At 43.1% G+C, this 19,286-nt stretch carries 14 protein-coding genes; 6 read left to right on the top strand and 8 right to left on the bottom strand.

The genetic code is table 11. The annotated features are described in order from the left end of the window. Positions 1 to 149: 149 nt before the first annotated feature. From MSMAS_RS04635 to MSMAS_RS04620, 4 genes are all read right to left on the bottom strand, one after another. Positions 150 to 2,342: an ATP-dependent DNA helicase gene (locus MSMAS_RS04635; protein ID WP_011032378.1), complete on the bottom strand. Its 2,193-nt coding sequence runs from the start codon at positions 2,340 to 2,342 to the stop codon at positions 150 to 152. 173 nt (positions 2,343 to 2,515) lie between these two features. Further along, a complete protein-coding gene (locus MSMAS_RS04630) occupies positions 2,516 to 4,282 on the bottom strand; it encodes a ribosome biogenesis/translation initiation ATPase RLI (protein ID WP_011032379.1) in 1,767 nt (588 codons plus the stop codon). 344 nt (positions 4,283 to 4,626) lie between these two features. Further along, positions 4,627 to 5,040 (bottom strand): EMC6-like membrane protein, encoded by a 414-nt coding sequence (locus MSMAS_RS04625; RefSeq protein WP_048038149.1) that lies wholly within the window; start codon positions 5,038 to 5,040, stop codon positions 4,627 to 4,629. Positions 5,041 to 5,196: 156 nt separating this feature from the next. Next, positions 5,197 to 6,216, bottom strand: a complete 1,020-nt coding sequence (locus tag MSMAS_RS04620) for an MBL fold metallo-hydrolase (protein WP_011032381.1) — start codon at positions 6,214 to 6,216, stop codon at positions 5,197 to 5,199. 397 nt (positions 6,217 to 6,613) lie between these two features. Between MSMAS_RS04620 and MSMAS_RS04615 the strand changes: the two genes are divergently transcribed. The 6 genes from MSMAS_RS04615 to MSMAS_RS04590 all read left to right on the top strand — a co-directional run bounded on the left by MSMAS_RS04615 (position 6,614) and on the right by MSMAS_RS04590 (position 15,319). Then, the gene (locus tag MSMAS_RS04615; protein ID WP_011032382.1) at positions 6,614 to 8,344 is read left to right on the top strand and encodes a class I SAM-dependent DNA methyltransferase; all 1,731 of its coding nucleotides are present in this window, start codon (positions 6,614 to 6,616) and stop codon (positions 8,342 to 8,344) included. Then, positions 8,337 to 9,656, top strand: a complete 1,320-nt coding sequence (locus MSMAS_RS04610) for a restriction endonuclease subunit S (RefSeq protein ID WP_011032383.1) — start codon at positions 8,337 to 8,339, stop codon at positions 9,654 to 9,656. The genes MSMAS_RS04615 and MSMAS_RS04610 overlap by 8 nt, the downstream gene beginning before the upstream one ends. Before the next feature lie 10 nt (positions 9,657 to 9,666). Next, a complete protein-coding gene (locus MSMAS_RS04605) occupies positions 9,667 to 12,825 on the top strand; it encodes a type I restriction endonuclease subunit R (protein WP_048046345.1) in 3,159 nt (1,052 codons plus the stop codon). A 78-nt stretch (positions 12,826 to 12,903) separates the two neighbouring features. Then, on the top strand, positions 12,904 to 13,482 hold the full coding sequence (locus MSMAS_RS04600) for a TetR/AcrR family transcriptional regulator (protein WP_011032385.1): 579 nt from the start codon (positions 12,904 to 12,906) through the stop codon (positions 13,480 to 13,482). 108 nt (positions 13,483 to 13,590) lie between these two features. Beyond that, positions 13,591 to 14,388 (top strand): DUF1638 domain-containing protein, encoded by a 798-nt coding sequence (locus tag MSMAS_RS04595; RefSeq protein ID WP_011032386.1) that lies wholly within the window; start codon positions 13,591 to 13,593, stop codon positions 14,386 to 14,388. A 52-nt stretch (positions 14,389 to 14,440) separates the two neighbouring features. Continuing rightward, complete coding sequence (locus MSMAS_RS04590) at positions 14,441 to 15,319, top strand: DUF1638 domain-containing protein (protein ID WP_011032387.1); 879 nt, start codon at positions 14,441 to 14,443, stop codon at positions 15,317 to 15,319. 140 nt (positions 15,320 to 15,459) lie between these two features. Here MSMAS_RS04590 and MSMAS_RS04585 read toward each other — a convergent pair whose 3' ends face one another. The 4 genes from MSMAS_RS04585 to MSMAS_RS04570 all read right to left on the bottom strand — a co-directional run bounded on the left by MSMAS_RS04585 (position 15,460) and on the right by MSMAS_RS04570 (position 19,173). Beyond that, entirely contained in the window at positions 15,460 to 15,867 is a 408-nt protein-coding gene (locus tag MSMAS_RS04585; RefSeq protein WP_011032388.1) for a DUF1699 family protein, read from the bottom strand. Between the two features lie 744 nt (positions 15,868 to 16,611). After that, positions 16,612 to 16,878 carry a thioredoxin gene (gene trxA / locus MSMAS_RS04580; protein WP_011032389.1) on the bottom strand — a complete coding sequence of 89 codons (267 nt, stop codon included), beginning with the start codon at positions 16,876 to 16,878 and terminating at the stop codon, positions 16,612 to 16,614. A 267-nt stretch (positions 16,879 to 17,145) separates the two neighbouring features. Then, on the bottom strand, positions 17,146 to 17,958 hold the full coding sequence (gene cofE / locus MSMAS_RS04575; RefSeq protein WP_011032390.1) for a coenzyme F420-0:L-glutamate ligase: 813 nt from the start codon (positions 17,956 to 17,958) through the stop codon (positions 17,146 to 17,148). A gap of 336 nt (positions 17,959 to 18,294) precedes the next feature. Next, the gene (locus MSMAS_RS04570) at positions 18,295 to 19,173 is read right to left on the bottom strand and encodes a methylenetetrahydrofolate reductase (protein WP_011032391.1); all 879 of its coding nucleotides are present in this window, start codon (positions 19,171 to 19,173) and stop codon (positions 18,295 to 18,297) included. Between the last annotated feature and the right edge of the window lie 113 nt (positions 19,174 to 19,286).

Genomic DNA, 19,286 nt, shown 5'->3' with positions numbered 1-19,286 from the left:
TGTCATCCTGTTGGCCCGGCGCAGGGCAGGCAGAGAAAAATTAAAAATCCTCTCGGAACTCAGGGATAGAGAAAACAATTAATCCCAAAAAGCAATAAATTAAAAAACATGAAAGAAAGCTCAAAGTAACCGGTAATCATTAGTCAGAATCAATAATCACTAATTGTCCTCTGCCCATCGGAAGAACCTTTTTCCAGAGGCTCAATATCAGAAAATTCAGATACCGCTTCTCTACGTCCGATCTGCTTGAAAATCCTTTCAGTAATCTTTGGTCCTACAAGTACGGCTATATGTTCAGGAGAAGCTGCTGCGAGTTCAGCTGTGGACTTAAAGCCTGCCTCATAAAGTTTTCTTGCTCTCACGCGCCCCACACTTCTGATATCAAGCAGGTCCATAAGTTCCGGGGCTGCTCCATACCTGATCCTCTTTTCCAGTTCTGAGGCTTCTTTTGCACCTTTAAGGTCGAGAAGTCCTGCAAGCTGGGCTGTAACATGCATTATCCATTCGGCAATATCTGCAGTTGCATGGATATCACCTTCCCCTATCCCGAACTTCAGACAGATCTCGTTTTCAGGCTTCTCATGTATCCAGTCCATCAGAAGGAGAGAGGTCTTTACCTCACCAAGGAACCACTCGTACTCGGCGATATTGAAGGGATTCGGAACCTTTGAAAACTCGCCTGCGTGAGCCATTACGTAGTCGTTGACTTCCTGGTAGTCCTGGCTCCGCATATACATAAGACGCATATCCGGAGTGCTGCATATCAGGTGCAGAAGGGTAAGCTCGGTAAGGGTACCTGCTTCCCTCAAGCCCTTTGCAATAAGAGCTGCAGAGAGAGGGTCGATGTAGAGCCTTGATACGAGTTTTCCGAAAACCGTGGAAACAAGGGCATCGGGGTCTTTTTCAAGCATACCTTCCCGCCTCAAAAAGTCCAGGCATTCGTCCACAACCGCGGAGAGCCCGAAGTTTGAGTACTGGAAAGCGAAAAATGTTGCCTCGAGGAAATCCATGAGTTCTTCCCTTGTCCGGGCAAACCCGTTCGAGATCGTAGAAAGTATATGCGTCCTGAGGGCATTTTCCGTACCCAGCTTGGACCATATATCTTCAGCTCCGGCTTCGATGTATTTTTCGAAAAGGAAGACAAACTCCTCGTAAGACTTTGCAAGCAGGACAGCTTCTCCGTAAGGGTCAAGCCTCGGCCTCCCTGCCCTTCCTGCCATCTGCTTGTATTCAAGTACCGGGATTGGCTGCATGCCCGAATCTGAAGAGTAACGCCGGTAACTCCTTATTATCACACGCCTGGCAGGAAGGTTCAACCCTGCTGCAAGGGTAGGAGTGCTTGAAATAATTTTTATACGCCCTTCACGAAAGCCGTTTTCTACAAGCTCCCTCAAAGGCGTTGTAAGGCCTGCGTGGTGGAATGCTGTCCCTGAACGGACACAGGTGGCAAGAACTGATGAAACATCGGTTTCACTGTTTTCAATGATCTCGTCAGCAATGCCTGCAAGAGTTTCACGGTCTTCATTAGAAAGAGTCTTTTTTACTGCAGAAACTGCTTTTTTTGCAAAACCCATGCAGTTCTTCCTGCTGCTCTCGAAAACAAGGCACTGTCCTCCTTCCTTTATAGTATCGAGAACCAGGTTTACTGCCTCATCTTTTGTTGGCTGCCCAACAGGCTTCTCCTTATCCTTGCAGTAAAAAATCCCGTTATAAAACACCCCTTCCATAAGGTCGGTGGGCCTCCACTCGCTTAATACAAGTTCGGCATCAAGCCAGGCTGCAAGCTCATCGGCATTTCCTACTGTTGCCGAAAGTGCAAGGACCTGACAGGAAGGGTTCATTCGCCTGAGCTTTGAAAGGGTGATTTCAAGCGTCGGACCCCTGTCTGGAGAATCAATAAGGTGAACTTCATCTGCCACAACAACAGAGATCTCCTGCATCCAGGCAGTCTCGTTCCTGAGCAGGGAATCTGTTTTTTCAGAGGTTGCAACAATAATATCATTTATGCCGAGCCCTTCGTCTCGCCTGTCGTAGTCTCCTGTTGAAATCCCGACCCTCATGCCCAGTACGGAAAATTCCTGAAACCGCCTGAATTTCTCGGAAGCAAGAGCTCTCAGGGGCACGATATAGAGTGCCTTTCCTCCATTAAGCACAGACTTCAACATCGCAAGCTCGGCAAGAAGAGTCTTTCCCGAAGCCGTAGGAATTGCAGCAAGCAGGTTTTTTCCTTCAAGCAGGCCTTTCTCAACAGCTTCTGCCTGTGGCGGATAAAGTTCAAGAATCCCGGAGTTTTCGTAAAAGCGCTTTATTTCATCGGGCAGGTCGAGGCTTTCTATCTTCATTGAAAATCAGAAACTCACACATAAGATAAAACTATTTTGAAACCGCAGTGCAAATGCCGGAGCTGTTCCCCTGAAAAGGTTGAGGTTTTCATTGAGTAAACCTTAAAGCATTTCATAATCTGGAACAGCAGGCTTTTGCAGGATCATTCCCTGGCAAACTGGCTCTTAAGAGGTCACTCCTTAGCAGAATAATAATAGTTTCCACTTTCTTTCTGCTCCCGGTCAAGCCTTGAGCCAAGGTTGTTTACACGGGGACGCCTTGTTTCTTCATCCCTTCGGAAGGTTATGCCGAGGTTTTTCAGGAACCTGTTCATGCCGCCTTCCATGCTGAAAGGACCGTGGGCTTCACCGTAAACTGAGGGTTCTCCTTCAAAAACAAGGAGACGCTGGCTGAGCATATCTATCATGTAAATATCGTGATCAACCACCAGAGCGGTTTTCTGGTTGTTTTCGGCAAAACGGTTGATGACTTTGGTGACCATGGAACGCTGCTCAACATCAAGGTGGGCGCTCGGCTCGTCAAGAATATAGAGGTCTGCTTCCTGGGAAAGGCAGGCAGCAACTGCTACCCTCTGAAGTTCCCCACCACTGAGGTCTGTAAGCAGGCTGTCGTAAATTTTCTCAAGCTGGAGAGGGTTTGAGATCTCAACCTCATAATAACTGCTTCCGAACTGCTTTGAAATGCCCCTTAAGAAGTCCTGGACACTCAAAGGAATATCGGCTTTGATGTACTGGGGCTTGTAGGAGATTTTTACCTCGATTCCCGGGTCTCCTTCGTCGGGCTTTATTTCACCCGCCAGAACTTTTACGAAAGTTGATTTCCCTATCCCATTAGGACCAACTATCCCGAGCACCTCGCCTTCACGCAGGTTTCCTCCTGTGGCTTTGAGGGAGAATCCGTCCCCAAACTTCTTTGAGAAACCGTTAAAGGAAATCATGGACCTGAACTGGGCATCTTCCCTTGGAGGATGGATCTCAAACTTGATGGATTCAGGGCGAATCCTTATGTTTTCTTCAGGGAGGTAGCCTTTAAGGTACTGGTTAATCCCCACACGCACACTTTTCGGAAGAGTAACCACACCAAAGCCTGCGGGTTCACCGTAAGCTATGTGAATTACATCTGTAAGCATATCAAGAAGTGCAAGGTCGTGCTCGACCACAAGTACTGCCCTGTCCTTTGAAATTTCCTGGATAAGGCGAGCTGCGTTGATCCTCTGGTAAATATCAAGATAAGGGCTTATTTCGTCAAAGAAATAGAACTGAGCATCTCTTGCCGCACAGGCAGCAATAGCAACCCTCTGCAGTTCTCCACCGCTCAATTCGGTAATATTTCTTCCTATAACACTTCTCAGGCCAAGATGGTCGATAAGCTCGTCCAGAACGCCTCTTTCATCGGTTTTCTCAAGCAGCTCAGAGGTTTTTCCTTTGAAGGCTCTGGGAATGAGGTCAACATACTGGGGCTTCTGGGAAACCTTTACCCTCCCATCCACAACGTCCTTGAAATAGTCGTGAAGCGCAGTTCCGGCATAATGCTCGAGTACAGTGTCCCAGTCTCCTTTTCCCTTCCCGAAATTGGGGACCAGGGCTCCTGAGAGGATCTGGACCGAAGTACTTTTTCCTATACCGTTAGGTCCCAGAATACCGGTTACTTTTCCTGTCCTGGGTACCGGAAGCCCGAAAAGGGCAAAACCGTTTGGTCCGTACCTGTGAGTTGGTTCCTGCAGGGCTTCAGGGAGCCCTATGATCATAATGGCTTCGAAAGGACATTTGTTGACGCATATTCCACAGCCCACACAGAGTTCCTCGGAGATGACCGGCTTTCCGTCTGCCTCAAAAACAATGGTCTCATCTCCTGTCCTGACTCTGGGACAGTACTTTTCGCACTCCTTGCTGCACCTTCTGGGCTGGCACCTGTCTTTGTTAAGTATAGCTATTCTCATATTAGTCCCCGGAATTACGTTTTTGATTGGATAAGTGTAAGTAATTCAGCAATGTGGAAAACATAAATTAGTTCAGTAATGTGGGCTTACACAGGTAAGCCACTGTGAATTCCATAATATGGCTCAGTCATTTGATTTCAGTTTTGTGAGTTCTTTTTCTTATTCAATCCCGGTTATGAAATGCCTGATCTGGTATATGAAACGTTGGAATGCTGCAGGCATGAAATGTCACCGTGGAAAGGATTTACACATAAAAATAAAAATAAAATCAATAGCAAAAGAGCCCGGGTAAAAGGTTCTCTTTTTTTATAAAAGCCTTTTCTGAAACCCGGGAGAAGATTTTTTTAATTCAGGAGCAGAGTCCAGGTTACAAGGAAGAAGTCAATAACCATGAATTCGACATAAAACCAGTCTTTAAACTTGAATTCCTTTACATTTATCTTAAGAGACGGATATATAAGCTTCTGGACGTAATACGTTATTCCTATTACGATCATGAGTATAGCATACCACATCCTGTCTTCGCCTGTACCGTACTGGCTGTAGAGTATTAACCCGGCAAGTATTCCGAGTATTGAAGAAACAATAGTTTTTATAATTCCTTCCCTGTGAGCTTTCTGCTTCTCTTCAGGGGTCAGCTGTTTGATAAAGCTCTTTTTTTCAGGAACTTCAACATCGGCTGCAGTACCTTCTATGGAAGCCTCGGCAGCTTTTGTTAACTCCTTCCTGGACTTTGATTTTGGGCTTTGTTTGCTCAACCTGTATTCTCTCCTGAACGACAATTATCTTCCCGGGGATATATTATTAACTGAAGTTAAAAAGGTTAAAACCGGATTACCAGATTTAGATCATCAGATTTAGATCATCATATTTAAATTTTTAGAATTAAATTTTTAGGACTGAGTTTCAGCGACTTAAATAAATTCATTGCTTAAAACATTACCGATCTGATCTATTGATATCGAATCGATCCCTATAGAATTTAAATGTTTTGAAAATTTTGAGGGTCTGTGCCCTCCAGGGTGGTAAACAACCGTGACTTCGGGATTGAGTTTTCTGACCATAGCCTCAAGCCCGCAGGCATCAAGGTGGTCGCTTATTTTAATAATCGGATAGGAATAATCTGCCCGGCAACTCAATACATATTTTTTCACGTTCCATGGGAGCCTGTCAAGTTCCCAGGGAGCCACAACGAAAACTTCATCATCTCCTTCGGATTCAAGCCCTGCAAGTTCTCCAGCGTCCTCAAGCATGCTCCTGGTAAGCGCTCTTACCCTTGCTTCCATCCGGATCGCTCCATTGTATCCAAAGCCTCTCATCAGTTCAACCGCACGCTGTGCTTTTCCGAACTCATAAGCTCCAAAGGCTACGGGGCCGCTCTCAAAGAGGGCGCATTTCATGCTGTCAAGATCATCTGCAAAGTGACACGACGGGTCTTCAGGATCGCCGTAGTTAGCCTCGGTGATAAGGACATCACACGGAGGGAGCTTGCTGGCGTCTTTAACGTCCCCTGTGACCAGAATTCTTGTCCCTACATCGTTCTCCCAAAAAAAAGCAGCTGCACCGGCAGTATGCTCCGTCGGGTAAGTCTTTACCACTGTCCCTTCGATTTCAATTTCATCTCCCAGTCTGCATGTGCTGCCCACGTATTTTTTGTCGTGCCTGATTTCAAGAGCTGCTGCCGTTTTGTCCGTACAGACCGCCCTGGGGGAGAGCATGGCTGATTTTCCGTGATGGTCGGAGTGAGCATGTGTGATGAGATAAGCATCGGGCTGGGGGTGTTTTCCCGGAGTCCGGGTCGTATCAATGGAAAAGGTACGTAAATCTCCTGCATTGTCCCGGAAACGGATGGAAATGTGGGGTTTAAAAGTACCTCGCGAGTTGCGTTGCCTGAGCGCAAGCACTCCAAGGTCAATAAGTTTTTTAGAAATCACGCCAATCCCTGAGGAGATTACACTTAAGTTATTTAAGCTTAGGGAAAGCAAATAAACTCGTAATTATACTACCTATTACAAAAAATAAAAGAGGATGTATAAAATTTGAGCCGCCGCTAATTGAAAAGAGTCAGGCAAATTTTAGTAAATGTTTTATATCAAAATCAGTATTTTGAATTAAGATTTATTAAGTTTATACAATTTTAAATCAGGTCATACAACGGCCAAGATACAATATTCGGTGTATAGTTCAGCAAATTTAAAGCGCTGAAAAACACCAACTTTAAGGGCCGAAGTGCCATTTATGGCTAATATCTCTATTTATAAATGTTGATAAACTAATTACTGCACTGTTTTATCAAATTGATTCACAATTGAATAACGGAAGGCATTAATAATGATTGATATCGAACAGCAATTTTTAAATGATCTCGATAACCAGCTCTGGAGGGCTGCCGACAAACTGCGCTCTAACCTGGATGCCGCCAATTACAAACATGTGGTGTTAGGGCTTATTTTCCTTAAATACGTGTCTGATGCCTTCGAAGAGCGCCAGCAAGAACTTACTGAGCTGTTTCAAAAAGACGATGACGACAATATCTATTACCTGCCCCGCGAAGATTATGACAGCGATGAAGCCTACCAGCAAGCCATAGCAGAAGAGCTGGAAATTGGTGACTACTACACCGAAAAAAATGTTTTCTGGGTACCCAAAACCGCCCGCTGGAACAAACTGAGAGATGTAATTACTCTTCCCACTGGCAGTGTTATCTGGCAAGACGAACAGGGCGAAGACGTTAAACTGAGATCCGTGTCATGGCTGATTGATAATGCATTCGATGACATTGAAAAAGCCAACCCAAAGCTCAAAGGCATTCTCAACCGCATCAGCCAATACCAATTGGATGCAGACAAGCTTATTGGCCTGATCAATGAATTTAGCCTTACCAGTTTTAATAACCCCGAGTACAACGGCGAAAAACTTAACCTTAAGTCCAAAGACATTCTCGGCCATGTTTACGAATACTTTTTGGGCCAATTTGCCCTTGCCGAAGGCAAGCAGGGAGGCCAGTATTATACACCCAAATCTATCGTTACTTTGATCGTGGAAATGCTGGAGCCCTACAAAGGCCGTGTGTACGACCCAGCCATGGGCAGCGGCGGTTTTTTTGTTTCGAGTGACAAATTCATTGAAAAACACGCCAATGTAAAACATTACAATGCTTCCGAACAGAAAAAACAAATTTCGGTATACGGGCAGGAATCCAACCCCACCACCTGGAAGCTTGCTGCCATGAACATGGTCATTCGTGGCATTGATTTTAATTTTGGCAAAAAGAACGCTGACTCCTTTTTAGACGACCAGCACCCCGACCTGCGAGCCGACTTTGTCATGACCAACCCGCCTTTTAATATGAAGGACTGGTGGCACGAAAAGCTTGCCGACGATCCGCGCTGGACCATCAATACCAACGGCGAAAAACGCATCCTTACTCCACCGACGGGTAACGCCAACTTCGCATGGATGTTGCATATGCTGTACCACCTGGCTCCCACGGGCAGCATGGCGCTTTTACTGGCTAACGGTTCCATGAGCAGTAACACCAATAATGAAGGGGAAATTCGCAAAACTCTTGTCGAGCAAGACCTGGTGGAATGTATGGTAGCACTTCCGGGACAACTCTTTACCAACACCCAAATCCCCGCATGTATCTGGTTTTTAACCAAAGATAAGAATGCTAAAAATGGCAAGCGTGATCGCCGCGGCCAGGTGCTGTTTATTGATGCTCGCAAATTGGGTTATATGAAAGACCGCGTACTGCGGGATTTTAAAGATGAAGATATCCAGAAACTCGCAGATACCTTCCATAATTGGCAGCAAGAATGGTCAGAAGAAAATAACCAGGCAGGTTTCTGTTTCTCCGCTGATCTCGCCTTAATCCGAAAGAATGACTTTGTATTGACCCCTGGCCGCTATGTGGGCGCAGAAGCTGAGGAGGACGATGGTATATTATTTGCCGATAAAATGGCTGTACTCACCAGCCAGTTAAAAGAGCAGTTTGAAGAAAGCAGGAAACTGGAAGCTCAGATTAAACAGAATTTGGCGGGGTTGGGCTTCGATGTTTGAGAAAACAATAGCTCTAAATGAGTTTATCATACTTCAAAGAGGATTTGACCTTCCGGCAAGCGATAGGAAAAATGGGAATGTACCTGTCGTTGCTTCAACAGGGATAGGAGGCTATCACGATGAAGCAAAAGTTGAAGCTCCTGGAGTAGTTATTGGTCGAAGTGGCAGTATTGGGGGGGGGCAATTCATCACAGAAAATTTTTGGCCACTAAATACAACATTATGGGTTAAAGATTTTAAAGGGCATCATCCTCGCTATGTTTACTATCTTCTAAAAAGTATAGATTTCAAACAATTTAATGTTGGTTCTGGTGTTCCGACATTAAACAGGAACCATTTGTCGAGCATTCTTGTTTCAGATATTGGCATTAATTATGAGACGAAAATCGCAGAAATACTTGGCAAAATTGACGACAAAATAGAACTCAATCTCAAGATCAACTATACTCTCGAAGCAATGGCACAAGCCATTTTCAAAAGCTGGTTTGTAGATTTTGATCCGGTCAAAGCCAAAATCGCCGCCATTGAAGCCGGTGAAGATTCTGATGGTGTAACTCGTGCCGCTATTAGTGCCATCTCCGGCAAGACCGATGAAGAGTTAGACCAATTACAGGCCGAGCAGCCAGAACACTACATACAACTCAAAAACACCGCCGAACTGTTTCCCTCCACAATGCAGGAGTCGGAATTGGGAGAGATTCCAGATGGGTGGGAAGTAAAATCACTCTATGATTTTGCTCAATACATAAATGGTGCGGCTTTCAAAAGTGAGGATTTTTCTTCAAATCATGAAGGATTGCCCATTATAAAAATAAGGGAATTAAAATATGGAATAACACCTCAAACTGAATTTACAAAAAAGGAATTCGATCAAAAATATCGAATAAACAACGGGGAAATATTATTTTCGTGGTCTGGTAGTCCAGACACCTCCATTGATATCTTTTTGTGGACAGGTGGAAATGGATGGCTAAATCAACACACCTTCCGAGTAATTCCTCAAGAGGCGGAAGAAAAGGAGTTTATATTTTTCTTGCTTAAATTTTTCAAAAAAAGTTTCATAGAAATTGCAAGAAACAAGCAAACAACGGGCCTGGGTCATGTTACATCGAAAGACCTAAAAAATATGTTTGCATCATTTCCAACTAAAAACGTCATAAAATTATTTAATGACGTTGGTGAGCCAATCGTTAGTAAAATATTTTTCAACAGTACGGAGAATAATAATCTCTCTAAAATTCGTGATTTCCTTCTTCCCAAACTCCTCTCCGGTGAACTATCCGTTGAAGCCGTCGAGTTCGCGGAGGAATAGGGGTTAAACTATGAATGAAGACCAATTAGAACAACTCTGTCTCGAATGGTTCCGAGATAATAGCTGGGATGTTTTATATGGCCCTGACATTGCCCCCGATTCAGACAATCCCGAACGCAAAGATTACCGCGAGGTAATTTTAAAGCATTATCTACAGGAATCACTGGAGAAAATTAATCTCCATCTCCCTTTTAATGCCATTGAGCAAGCCATCGCTCTTGTTTTAAAGCCCGAAAGTCTGGATTTGATAACCAATAATCGCGCCTTCCACCGCCTGTTATTGGAAGGTGTACCGGTTGAATATCGTAAAGATGACGAGACGATTCACGACCGCGCTTTTTTAATTGACTTTGAAAACATTGCTAATAACCGTTTTTTAGCAGTAAATCAGTTCACCATTCAAGGAACTAAAAGACCACGCCGCCTTGATGTGGTCTGTTTTATTAACGGCTTGCCCATTGCAGTATTAGAGCTTAAAAGTCCTGAAGATGAGAACGTCGATATCTGGGATGCCTTTAATCAGCTGCAAACCTACAAAGATGAAATCAGCGACCTCTTTGTTTTTAATGAAGCACTGGTTGTAAGTGATGGTTATAACGCCCGGATTGGTGCGCTGACGGCAAACAAGGAGCGCTTTTCACCCTGGCGTGCTGTAAAAAATGAAGATGATAAGCCACTGCTGGAATGGCAGCTGGAAACCCTGGTGCGGGGTTTTTTCGACCGCGAGATGTTGCTTGATTACATCCGCTTTTTTGTGCTTTTTGAAAACGACGGTGGAGCAATCATCAAAAAAATAGCCGGTTATCACCAGTTCCATGCTGTGCGAGAAGCAGTAAAAGCCACGATTATTGCTGCACAGGACCCGAAAGGTGTGGCAGAAAAGCGCGCAAAATACGGGGATGAGGTGGTGCCCGGCAGCAAAAAGGCTGGTGTGGTGTGGCATACTCAGGGCTCGGGTAAGAGTATTTCTATGTGTTGTTATGCCGGGAAGCTGTTGCAGCAGCCGGAAATGAATAACCCGACCCTGCTGGTGGTGACGGATCGCAACGACCTGGACGGCCAGCTGTTCCAAACATTCTCCAATGCGCACGAGCTGTTTAAGCAAACACCGGTGCAGGCCAACGACCGGGATGAACTGCGCCAGTTGTTATCTGAGCGGGAATCAGGCGGCATTATTTTTACTACGGTACAAAAGTTTTCACCCTTTGAGGACGAAGGTGCCCACCCGATCTTAAACGGCCGCCACAATATTGTGGTTATTTCCGATGAGGCACACCGCAGCCAGTATGGCCATAAAGGCCGCTTTATAAAAGTAAAAAATAAAGACGGCAATGTTACAGGTAACAAACTGGTATTCGGCTTTTCCCAGTACATGCGTGATGCCCTGCCCAATGCCTCATTTATTGGTTTTACAGGTACACCGATTGCCCTTGAAGACAAAGACACACGCTCGGTATTTGGTGATTATGTTTCTATTTACGACATCCAGGATGCAGTTGACGATGGTGCAACCGTAGCCATTTATTACGAGTCCCGCCTGGCAAAGCTCGATTTAAATCATGCCGAAATTGAAAGGTTGTCCGATCAGGTTGAAGACATCGTGGAAGACGAAGAAGACACGTCTAACCGCGAGAAAACCAAAGGGGGATGGAGCCGCTTAGAAAAACTGGTGGGAGCTGAACCGCGCATTCGGCAGGTAGCTGCCGACCTGGTGGGACACTTTGAAGCACGCACGGAATCAATAGACGGCAAAGCCATGATTGTGGCCATGAGCCGGGAGATTTGCGTGCATTTATATGATGCCATTGTGGAATTGCGCCCTGATTGGCATGATACCGACCCCAGCAAAGGCACGATAAAAATTGTGATGACAGGCTCGGCATCCGATCGTGAGTTGTTACAGCCACATATCTACAACAAGCAGACCAGGAAAAGATTGGAAAAGCGTTTTAAAGATAATAACGATCCTCTCAAGCTTGTGATCGTGAGGGATATGTGGCTCACAGGTTTTGATGTGCCCTGCTGTCATACCATGTATATCGACAAACCGATGAAAGGCCACAACCTGATGCAGGCCATTGCACGGGTAAACCGGGTATTTAAAAACAAGCCTGGCGGCCTGGTAGTGGATTACATCGGCATTGCCAATGAATTAAAGCAAGCACTGAAAACCTATACCGATGCCAGAGGGAGAGGCGAGCCCACTCTACGCGCCGAAGAAGCGTTTTCGGTCTTGCTGGAAAAAATGGATGTCGTACACGGGCTTTTCCATGGTTTTGATTACAGTGAATTTGTAGACCAAGCTTACAAACTGCTGGTGCCAGCATCAAACCATATATTGGGGCTTGATGACGGTAAAAAACGCTTTTTAGATGCAGTGCTGGCGATTAACAAAGCATATTCATTATGCGGCACCCTGGACGAAGCAAAAGAACTGCGCGCAGAGATCGCTTTCTTTTCAGCCATTAAAGCCGCCATCAGTAAATTTACATACGTCGATAAAAAGCGCACCCAGGAAGAGATGAACTCGGCTCTCAAGCAGATTCTGGATAATGCCGTGATTGCCGAAGGTGTTGTCGATGTGTTCCAGCTGGCCGGGTTAGAGAAACCTGATATTGGTCTGCTGTCTGATGAGTTTTTAGAAGATGTCAGGCAGATGCCTTACCGTAATCTGGCAGTAGAGCTGCTGGAAAAATTGCTGAAAGACAACATAAAATCGAAAACCAGTAATAACGTGGTGCAGGAAAAGAAGTACAGCGACCGTTTGGAAGAAACCCTGCGTAAGTACAACAACCGTGCCATTGAGACTGCCCAGGTGATTGAAGAACTGATTCAAATGGCTAAAGAATTTCAAGAAGCACTCAAACGCAATGACGAACTTGGCCTGCAACCGGATGAAGTGGCTTTTTATGACGCCTTAGCGAACAACGAAAGTGCAGTTCGTGAGTTAGGTGATGAAATCCTCAAAAAGATCGCTGTAGAAATTACCGAGAAACTGCGTAAATCCACTATTGTAGACTGGCAGGTGCGCGATAGTGTAAGGGCTAAATTACGCATTCTTGTCCGCCGTACGTTGCAGCGCTACAAGTATCCGCCAGATAAAGCACCGGAAGCCATTGAATTAGTACTGAAGCAAGCTGAAGCACTTTCAAATTCGTGGACAAATTAATGAATATTCAGCTCGAGAAACTAACATTTATATGACTGGACATCCCTTTGTTACTTACTAATAAGTAAGTGTGCTGTTATGAAAGATATAAACCAGACCAATCAACAGATACTCTACTACGCAAGGAATTTTCTGCAATGCAGAGGTTATAACGGATTCAGTTACAAAGATATCTCTCAGAAATTGGGAATAAAAAATGCAGCAATTCATAATTACTATCCCAAAAAAGAAGATCTGGTTGCAGCCCTGCTTGAAGACAGCAGAAAGAAATTAGCTGAAAATATTGCACAAATAGTTGAATCTGGAGGCTCAGCCCGTGAGCAACTTCAATACTATTTTGATTATGCGTTGAAGGAGTTTGATGAAGGCAAAAGTATCTGCCCTCCAGGCTCTGTGATTCTCGATTTTGAAGAACTTCCTGAGAAAGTTAAAAAGCAGAATCTGTTACTGCTGGATGATATCTTGACCTGGATATCTGGAGTTCTTAAAGCCGGTCTGGAACAGGGAGAATTTAGTTTTTCTGATTCTGTAGAAGCACGTGCAGAATTAGTAGTTGAAGCCTTAATGGGTGCCAGGCAACTATCCAGCATTAAAGGGAGAAAAACACTCGTGAGATCCATTTCTTTAATTAAATCCGACCTTGGGTGGAAAAATTGATATTTACGGAAGGATTGATTTTTTGCGAGTTCCTACTTACTTATATGTAAGTAAGTAAGTAAGTAAGTAAGGTATTCTAATATACTGATTTTATAGAGGAGAAATTTGATGCCTATTATGAGTATTATTTCATGCAAGATAATGCAGGACGAAATTATCTGGATTCTTGAAAATGACTCTTCCATTGATGAGACCATTATAATTGATAGTGAAAATATCCTGGAATTCGTAGAAAAACTGGATAAAGTAAACCTCCAGTATAAAGTGCTATCCCTGGAAGATATTTCCTCACTTGCAGAAATCAGAAGTGAATGCAAAAACTACACAGTTATGATTCATCTGATGGAACTGGGTCTTCATAGAAGTCCTAAAGAATTGAAAATCAAGGTATATGAGACTATAAAGACTCTTGCTCCTTTTTCTTCGGGAATTTTGCTCTTTTACGGATTGTGTGGGAATGTGCTGGGAGATGTTGAAAAAGATTTCGAGCGCAGTTCAACCTCATGTCCGGTCCGTATTCTTAAAGACAAGGATCACAGGATTGTAGATGACTGTATAGGAGCTACTGTGGGAGGAGTTAATAACTATCTAAGGATACTTAAAAGTGTCAGTGACGCTGGAACATATCTTTTTACCCCCATGTACAGCAAGGGCTGGAGGGAACTGCTTGACCTGAATAAGCTAAACAAAGACCCCTCAAAAGCATTGAAATTAATGAAAAAAACCCATGAAATGATAGGTTACAAAAGGGTTGCAAAGATTAACACCGGACTTGAATACACTGAGAATTTCGATGCTTCTATTCAAGAATTTGCAGAGTTATTTGATTTCGAAATCCTGGAATTTGATGACGGCAATCAGAAAATTTTTGAAGATTGCTATAACGAACTCAAAGCGGAACTTTAGGAAAAATCAAAAGGTTGAATAGATTTGGTATTTATAAACTAATGGTGAGAGGATGTCTGTACTCAGCATAATTGCCTGTGAAATGCTTGAAGACGAACTTGTTTATGTCCTCTCAAAAGATCAGAACGCAGTACGTTTGATCCTGGTTGAAAACAGGCAATGTTTCAGGTTTGTTAGAAAACTTAAATCCGGAAATTGCCAGGCCAGGATTTTTCCTCCGGAAAGGATATCTTTTTTCATAAAACAGATGAATCGTCCCGCATCCATGAAAATTCCCAATTTTCTATTGAAGTTTCCATTTTTTGGGAAAATACATGAGAATATGAAAGAAAAGAACAGAGAAACAATCACCGTAGTGGTAAACATTCTGAAGCTTGGCCTGCATGCAGATTGTGACCTTTTAAAGTCTGAAATCTACCGAAATATGAAGGAAATGGTAGAATTTTCAGATGGAATTCTTATATTTTATGGGAACTGCGGACGCCCGTTAAGGGGCCTGGAAGCTGAGTTCAAAGATTTTAATTGCCCTCTCTATTTTCTCGAAGATGAAAAAGGAAATATTGTAGATGACTGTATCAGCATAGCTCTTGGAGGCAACGATAATTATGCTGAGGTTATGCAGAGTGGGAACGGCACAGGTATGATATACCTGACACCTATGTGGGCTTCCAGCTGGAAAGAAATGAGAATGGAACCTGGTGACACTTCTGACTTCAATGTAAGCTTTTTGAAAAGACATTATAGAAAGGTTGTCAAAATAAGTAATGAGATTTCTATGGGAAGCGAATTTGATAAAAATGTCTTAAATTATGCCCGGACTTTTGATATGAGTATTATTGAAATGAAAGGCAGTATGGAAATTGCAATGAAGTCCTATATGAATGCCAGGAACGGAATCTGCAAAAAAGATCCGATTCAGAAAAGCAGCTGAATGATCCCACTTAGGTCGTTTTCCAATTAGCTTAAAAAATTAAACTGGAGATTAGATAATAATTGTGGAATCGTTAAAGTTTGTGGAACCGATTATCTCTATAATCCAATCTCCAGCCAGGAAAAATTAAATGCACGGAATCAGCTAGAAACTTCCTTGTTAAGTATATAAGCGACCATTTCAGGGTTCAGTTTACTTTCCCTTGCAACTTTTTTCTCAATTTCCTCAATGGATTTTCCTTCATTCTTCATTTCTTTTATCTTATCGATCACTGAAGACGGAATTGCATAGTATTCGTTTATATCTTTCCTGTGTCCCCAGACATCCCCTTCAAGGAGCTGGATCCTCTGCATCTGAAGGAACATCTCTATGGACTTTGAAACCGTCCGCATATAGGATTTGGGTAACTGGATTACCTCAATCTTCGGGCAGGTTTCAACCAGTCCGAAGATGTCCTTATTAGACGGCCTGAAAGCCAGGTGAACAATACGCTCATTCGGATTAAGTGTAAAAATTTCTTCCCTTGAACTAACCACTCTTATTCTCATGTTTTTTCCCCCACTCTAAAAATAGTTTAAGTTATTTTTATTTAAGTTATTTTTATTTAAGTTATTTTTATTTAAGTTACTTTTATTTTAAGTTATTTTTATTTTAAGTTATTCCAGGTATCAAGCTGAACTTTTTTAAGTTATTCCAGGTATCAAGTTGAACTATTTTTTAAGTCATTTTATGTTTTTAATTAATCCAGGTTTTAAGTTATTTTGTGTTTTTACTTTATTAGAAAGTACTTATACTTATTATAAATAGTTATCTCATTGCACTAACATTATTTAGATAGTCTATCAGTAGATACATCCTTATAATAGTTCAGAAAAAAGTATTAAAATGCCTTAAAAATGATTAAACCCTTTTTTTCCAGGCAAATATTTAACTGTTCTGGCAGTTTTCGCCTCTTTTAGTAATAAAAAAATTTTAGAATACTATTTGAATTATTCAGACTGTAAAGTTTAGATTTCCTGTTTTTAGCTTGAAGTTTAACTGAGGTTTTACTGAAAGAAGCAAATATTAAACCCCAATCAGGATTTAGAAAAAAGTTATAGAATTCAGTCATGTAGAGAGAATTTTAGAAGAGTGTTACGATAAATTACAGTAAGGAAACCCCAGAAAAATTCCGAAGATAGAAACTCCCGTCTATGAGTACTTCAAAAGAGTATCCTAAAAAGAAATCGGGAAAAAGTTTGGCGCCCTCAGGTTCCCCGAACCAGGGCAGCTTTTTCAGAAGAATAAAGGGGTCAGAGAAGCTTATCGAGTTCAGCAGCCAGTACACTGCCCTGAGTCACACCCATAAAACGCTTCACTTCAGTCCCATCCTTCTGAATGATCAGGGTCGGGACAGCGTGTATGCCGTACTTTGAGGCAAGCTCCTGGTTTTCATCCACATCGACAACTTTAAACTCAACTTTATCCCCGTACTTTTTCTCGAGCTCTTCAAGAATAGGTTTTTGCATTCTGCAAGGTCCACACCATGTTGCGGAAAAGTCCAATAACATCGGTTTCATAAAATCACCTGCAATACTTGAAACGTCTGAGACTTTTTCTGTTCTTAGCTTATCTACTCCGGTCAGCGCACGAAGGGATCGTATACATGCGTCCGTACGGCACAGCTACCGAAACCCAATCCTGAATATAGAGGTATATAAAGTAAATTACCAGATACAGGGTAGGGGCTCGATTTGTATATATTATCTTCGAGCATATATAATGCTTATCTAAGTCCTTCGAGCCTGTATTTAAAGTTATTCCGAAAAGGGAGACATAGCAGCTCGTTATTGATCTCCTTTCTCGCTGTCTTCTTTTCGACATTTAATAATGTTGCCGAAATACATACACCCTTCCATAGAGATCGTGGGCATCTCAGGAGATTCGTCAACCATTTTTACAGGAGCTCCACGGATAAGCACACAGGGGACTCTTTCTCCGGCTTCTCCCATCAGGATTTCTGCAGCAGAAACAAGGTTGTCTGCCGCTGCTTTGTAAGTGAGGCGGAGAGGCTTTCCGTAAATATCAAAACTGCCCCTGGCGTCCTCAACAGGTATAAAACCGGAAACTCCAAGTGCAATTCCTGTGCAGCCAAGCCGCAGGGGCTGTGTCCTGCTGTCTCCTATAATCACTCCCAGCCTGCAGGAGTAACGCTTCTCAAGCCTTTTCCGTATGTTCTCGGAACTTTTTCTCGGGTCTCTGGGGAGCAGGACCACATGACCATCAGGAGCATTCGAGGCGTCTATTCCGGCATTGGGAGAGAGAATACCTTTTGTTATGGTAAGTGCGGCTCCAGGAACACCCCCGAAGAGCTCGTCACATTCCTGAAGCACAAGCTCCATTTCCCTGGGATCTATCCCGTACTTTTCTCCGAGGGACAGAGCCTTTTTTCCGGGGGTAATGCTGGCAAGATTGACAATCCTGTTTTCTGCCGTACCAATAGCAGACTCAGCCAGTACAAAAATATCCCCATCAACCGGGACAAGACATGCTTCCTGAAGTGAAGCTTCAATAATCTGTACGATGTCGTCCCCTGATTTAATTATAGGGGTCTTAATCCCGAACATCTGGACGGAAGTGATTTCTGGACTCATTTTCATGCCTTAAAAACTGTGGTTAGTCTCGGTTTTAGAAAAAAATAAAACCAATATGAATAGAATTAAACCGTAAAATACCGGAAGATATTGATAAATGTATCCAAAGGTTTGGATACTCCTTCGAAGGATAAAAAAGCTTTGAAATATAGATATGTCCGGGAAATATCGGATTCGAGCAGGACCTGAGGATATCTGGAATCAGAACTGTTTTCCTGTTCGATCTGATGCAGTTACACCAGCCTGCCAAAAAAAGGAGAAAAAAGGTATCAGGTAATAAATAAACATAAAAAGAGTGCCAGCTAACTTTACTGTTTTTATTTGCCGGTTTTTCTGAATTAATCACTTCTGAGAAATTCCCGCCAGAGAAAGCAATCTTGCTGTGTTTCTATGGGACCCTATTGGCATAACGTGAATTCCCCGCGAAAGTTTTGTCAGCTCCTTTATGGTTTCGGAAGCTATCAAAAGCCCTTCTTCCATAGGGGATGATGCATCTTTCATTCGAAGCATAATTTCTTCGGGCACGTGAATCCCTGAGATGTTTTTATTCATAAATTCAGCCATACCCAGAGACTTGAGAGGAATCAGACCTGCAATTACAGGCACCTCAAGATAGTTTACTGCGTCCATAAACTCCTCGAACATACCTATATCGTATACAGCCTGCGTCTGGATAAAATCCGCCCCGCATTTAACCTTTTTCTGGAGCTTTATCAGCTGCATTGTCTTTTCAGGGTCTATTCCCGAAACTGCTCCCGCACAAAATGAGGTCCCCCCGTCCAGTTTGTTTCCTGCAAAATCGACGCCCGTGTCGAGTTTTCTCACGAGTTCTATGAGCTGCACGGAGTCAACGTCATAAACAGGCTTCGAGCCCGGATGGTCTCCACAGGTAGGATAGTCTCCGGTCATAAGGCAGATGTTTCTTATTCCAAGCGCATATGCTCCCAGAAGGTCAGATTGGAGCCCTATTCTGTTCCTGTCCCGGCAGGTAAGCTGCATGATAGGCTCATGCCCTTCATCAAGCAGAAGCTTGCTAAAAGCCAGAGAACTCATGTGCATAATTGAACACTGATTATCCGTAACATTAAGAGCATCTGCAATACCTTTTAACTGGCTGGCATCTTCCAGAGAAGCTGAGAATCTTGTACCCTTGGGAGGAGAAACTTCAGCAGTAACCAGAAATTTTCTGGAATTCAGTTTTTCACGAAAATTAAAAAGCATTAAATAAGAATATTAGGTATGAAATTATTTAAATCCATGCTCCTGTGGAGCATAAGGACGTAAAGAAATCAAGCCCCTTATTATATAAAAAGTGGTATAATTTATGAAAATTG

Origin of the sequence: Methanosarcina mazei S-6, assembly GCF_000970205.1 — an archaeon.
GTDB classification, from domain to species: Archaea; Halobacteriota; Methanosarcinia; order Methanosarcinales; family Methanosarcinaceae; genus Methanosarcina; species Methanosarcina mazei.
Note: the sequence above shows the minus strand (reverse complement) of the source record. Positions and strands in the feature narration are given on the sequence as shown.

Coding starts and splice junctions, on each gene's coding strand:
- MSMAS_RS04635 (WP_011032378.1), bottom strand. CDS start 2,342: ATGAAGATAGAAAGCCTCGACCTGCCCGATGAAATAAAGCGCTTTTAC.
- MSMAS_RS04630 (WP_011032379.1), bottom strand. CDS start 4,282: ATGAGAATAGCTATACTTAACAAAGACAGGTGCCAGCCCAGAAGGTGC.
- MSMAS_RS04615 (WP_011032382.1), top strand. CDS start 6,614: ATGATTGATATCGAACAGCAATTTTTAAATGATCTCGATAACCAGCTC.
- MSMAS_RS04610 (WP_011032383.1), top strand. CDS start 8,337: ATGTTTGAGAAAACAATAGCTCTAAATGAGTTTATCATACTTCAAAGA.
- MSMAS_RS04605 (WP_048046345.1), top strand. CDS start 9,667: ATGAATGAAGACCAATTAGAACAACTCTGTCTCGAATGGTTCCGAGAT.
- MSMAS_RS04600 (WP_011032385.1), top strand. CDS start 12,904: ATGAAAGATATAAACCAGACCAATCAACAGATACTCTACTACGCAAGG.
- MSMAS_RS04595 (WP_011032386.1), top strand. CDS start 13,591: ATGCCTATTATGAGTATTATTTCATGCAAGATAATGCAGGACGAAATT.
- MSMAS_RS04590 (WP_011032387.1), top strand. CDS start 14,441: ATGTCTGTACTCAGCATAATTGCCTGTGAAATGCTTGAAGACGAACTT.
- MSMAS_RS04585 (WP_011032388.1), bottom strand. CDS start 15,867: ATGAGAATAAGAGTGGTTAGTTCAAGGGAAGAAATTTTTACACTTAAT.
- trxA (WP_011032389.1), bottom strand. CDS start 16,878: ATGAAACCGATGTTATTGGACTTTTCCGCAACATGGTGTGGACCTTGC.
- cofE (WP_011032390.1), bottom strand. CDS start 17,958: ATGAAAATGAGTCCAGAAATCACTTCCGTCCAGATGTTCGGGATTAAG.
- MSMAS_RS04570 (WP_011032391.1), bottom strand. CDS start 19,173: ATGCTTTTTAATTTTCGTGAAAAACTGAATTCCAGAAAATTTCTGGTT.